Source organism: Pelomicrobium sp., from assembly GCF_036803785.1.
Taxonomy (GTDB): domain Bacteria; phylum Pseudomonadota; class Gammaproteobacteria; order Burkholderiales; family UBA6910; genus Pelomicrobium.
The window spans coordinates 1-3,544 of the sequence record NZ_DAIRTR010000202.1 but is presented as its reverse complement, the minus strand read 5'-3'; the positions used below and the strand labels follow the sequence as shown (position 1 = coordinate 3,544).

At 64.8% G+C, this 3,544-nt stretch carries 4 protein-coding genes; all 4 read left to right on the top strand.

The features are described from left to right. Positions 1-36 precede the first annotated feature (36 nt). Positions 37-1,212, top strand: a complete 1,176-nt coding sequence (gene lapB, locus V7Q81_RS15150) for a lipopolysaccharide assembly protein LapB (RefSeq protein WP_333844977.1) — start codon at positions 37-39, stop codon at positions 1,210-1,212. Further along, entirely contained in the window at positions 1,209-1,910 is a 702-nt protein-coding gene (pyrF, locus tag V7Q81_RS15145; RefSeq protein WP_333844974.1) for an orotidine-5'-phosphate decarboxylase, read from the top strand. Before lapB ends, pyrF begins: the two co-directional genes overlap by 4 nt. A gap of 40 nt (positions 1,911-1,950) precedes the next feature. Beyond that, on the top strand, positions 1,951-2,886 hold the full coding sequence (gene rfaE1 / locus V7Q81_RS15140; RefSeq protein ID WP_333844971.1) for a D-glycero-beta-D-manno-heptose-7-phosphate kinase: 936 nt from the start codon (positions 1,951-1,953) through the stop codon (positions 2,884-2,886). Positions 2,887-3,010: 124 nt separating this feature from the next. Further along, positions 3,011-3,544: NAD-dependent epimerase/dehydratase family protein (locus tag V7Q81_RS15135; RefSeq protein WP_333844968.1), on the top strand; the 534-nt coding region annotated here is incomplete at its 3' end.

Below are 3,544 nucleotides of genomic sequence, written 5' to 3'. Positions count from 1 at the left end.
ATGGGGATCCGATCGCACCGCGTCTAGCCGAGCGCCATGGAGTTCGAATACTGGTGGTTGCTGGCCTTGCCCCTGTTCTTCGCCTTGGGGTGGATGGCAGCCCGGGTGGACATCAACCAGCTCTTGTCCGAATCCCGGCGCGTTCCCTCATCCTACTTTAAGGGGCTCAATTTCCTGCTCAACGAGCAGCCGGATAAGGCGATCGAAGCCTTTATCGAGGTGGTGAAGGTGGACCCGGAGACCATCGAGCTACACTTCGCTCTGGGGAGCCTCTTTCGCCGCCGGGGCGAGGTAGAGCGGGCGATCCGCATGCACCAGAACCTGGTGGAGCGCAAGGACTTGCCCCGTGAGTTTCGCGAAGATGCCCTCTACGAGCTGGCCCAGGACTACTTCAAAGCAGGGCTCTTGGACCGGGCCGAGGAACTGCTGCACCAGCTCGAAGGGACGCGGCACGAGCAGGCGGCTCTCAAGCAGCTCCTCGAGATCTACGAGACCGAAAAGGATTGGGATAAAGCCATCGCTACCTCTCGACGCATGGACGCCATCACGGGCCAGTCGAGCGCCAGGGACATCGCCAATTACTACTGCGAGCAGGCGGCTGCCGCCATGACCCATTCGCGCCCGAAGGAAGCGCGCGAGCGGCTGCAGGAAGCACTCCAAGTGAATCGCAAATGCGTGCGTGCCAATCTTCTGCTGGGAGAGCTGGAAATGCAGCAGGGCAATCCGGCGGGAGCCATCGCGGCGTGGAAGAGGATCGAGACCCAAAATCCCGCCTACTTCGCCCTGGTGGCTGAGCGACTGATGGAGGCTTACCGCCAACTGGGTAAGCCGGAAGAGGGGTTACAGTTGCTGCGCAGTTACCTGGCGTTGCAGCCTTCGGTGGACCTCCTGGACGCGGTGTTTCGGGCAACCTTGGAGTTGCAGGGTAACGAGCCGGCCTACCGGCTCGTGCGGGAAGAGCTGCGCCGCCATCCCACCCTGCTCGGGCTCGACCGGCTGCTGGAAGCCCAGCTCCTGGAGACTCCGCCCGCGCGCCGTCCGGACTTGGAGTTAATCAAAAGCCTGGTTCAGAACCATACCCGCAACCTGGCCATGTACCGGTGTTCGGCCTGCGGTTTTCGCGCTCGCCAATATTACTGGCGCTGCCCTGCCTGCGGGGGCTGGGAGACGTATCCGCCTCTGCGCACGGAGGAGAAGGAGCTCATCCATTGAACGACGGTCCGCGCATCGTAGTGGCCCTGGACGTGGGTTCCGGTCAAGAGGCCTTGAAGCTTGCGCGCGTGCTGGACCCGCGGCTGTGTCGCGTGAAGGTGGGCAAGGAGCTGTTCGTGGCGGAAGGACCACGGCTGGTCCAGGAGCTCGCGGGAAGCGGATTCGATGTGTTTCTCGACCTCAAATTCCACGACATTCCCCATACCGTGGCCCGGACCTGCCAGGCGGCCGCCCGACTGGGCGCATGGATGCTCACGGTCCACGCGCTGGGCGGGCGGGCCATGCTCGCCGCAGCGCGGGACGCCCTGGAGGGCTTCGACTGCCGCCCGCGGTTGGTGGCCGTGACGGTGCTCACGAGCCTCACCCCTTCGGACTTGGAAGAGCTGGGCATCGCGGGCCCTCTGGAAGAGGCCGCCTTCGGGCTGGCACGCCTCGCCAAGGCCTGCGGTCTGGACGGAGTGGTGTGCTCGCCCCTGGAGGCGGGCCGCTTGCGCACTGCTCTGGGTCCGGAGGTGTGCCTAGTCACGCCCGGGGTGCGCCCTGCGGGTGGTGTGGTCGGAGACGACCAGCGGCGGGTGGCGACGCCCCGGGAAGCGCTGGCCGCCGGCGCCGATTACCTGGTCATCGGGCGGCCCATCACCCGCGCCCCCGATCCCCGGGCGGCCCTAGAGGCCGTCCATCGTGAAATCCACAGCTGACAGGAGCATGCGCCCGGTGAGTGCCTTTCCCGTTCCCCCGATGCGAAACGTGCGCGCGGCCCGCGTCCTGGTGGTGGGTGACGTCATGCTGGACCGCTATTGGTTTGGCGAAGTAAGCCGCATTTCTCCGGAAGCCCCGGTGCCCGTGATCAAGATCGAGCGGGTCGAGGAACGACCCGGAGGGGCAGCCAACGTGGCGCGTAACGCCGCCGCGTTGGGGGCCCAGGTATGGCTGCTTTCGGTAGTGGGCGACGACGAGGCGGGCGCGGCCTTGGAACGGCTGCTGGCCAGGGAATCCGTCCAAGCGGTGTTGCACCGCGATCCTCAGCTCACCACCACCATCAAACTGCGCGCCATCGCCCGCCACCAGCAGCTTCTGCGCATCGATTTCGAGACCCCGCCGTCCCACGAGGTGCTTGCCTCCAAGCTGGAGGATTTCAAGCGTCTGCTGCCCCAGGCAGACGTGGTGGTACTCTCAGACTATGGCAAAGGGGGGCTCGCCCACATCGAGCAGATGATCGGCCTCGCCGCGGCCAACGGCAAGCCGGTGCTGGTGGATCCAAAGGGGGACGATTACACTCGCTACCGCGGAGCGACGCTGCTCACCCCCAATCGCAGCGAGTTTCGCGCAGTGGCGGGAAGCTGGAAGAGCGAGCAGGAGCTCACCGAGAAAGCCCAACGCCTGCGCCAAGAGCTTGAGCTCACGGCGCTACTCGTCACGCGGAGTGAAGAAGGCATGACCCTCTACCGCCAGGGAGACGTGCTGCACGAGCCGGCCGACGCCAAAGAGGTGTTCGACGTGTCCGGGGCCGGGGACACGGTCATCGGCACCCTGGGAGTCATGCTAGCGGCGGGTGCCGATCTGCCTACTGCGGTGCGCATTGCCAACCGGGCGGCCGGCATCGTGGTGGGCAAACTGGGCACGGCAGTAGTGAGGCCCGACGAGCTGTTCGGGCCGGACGAGGACGAGCGCTGAAAAAAGAATCGGGGAAGGGCATGGCTTCTCTCCCTCACGTGGCCACAGGGGCAGCCGGTTCTGGTTTCGGCGTAACGCGCTGGCGCGCATCAGCCTTCACAGAAACCAGCTGCGGAGATCAAGTATGTATTACGTAGTCACTGGCGCAGCCGGTTTTATCGGCTCCAACCTGGTCAAGGCGCTCAACAAGCGGGGCGAAACCCACATCCTCGCCGTGGACAACCTTCATCGGGCGGACAAGTTTCACAACCTGGCGGACTGCGAGATCGCCGATTATCTGGACAAGGAAGAGTTTCTGGAGCGGCTTCGCCAGGGTGAGTTCGAGGGCACCGTGGCGGCGGTGCTGCACCAGGGGGCCTGCTCCGACACCATGGAGACGGACGGCCGCTACATGATGGCGAACAACTACCGCTATTCCTTGGCGCTTTTGGAGTTCTGCCAGAACGAGAGCGTACCCCTGATTTATGCCTCCTCAGCGGCGGTGTACGGCGCGGGCACTGTGTTCAAGGAAGCGCGGGAGTTCGAGGCACCGCTCAACATCTACGGCTACTCCAAGTTCCTGTTCGACCAGGTGGTGCGTCGTCGTCTGCCGGAGGCGACCGGGCAGATCGTGGGCCTGCGCTACTTCAACGTATACGGGCCGCGGGAATCCCACAAG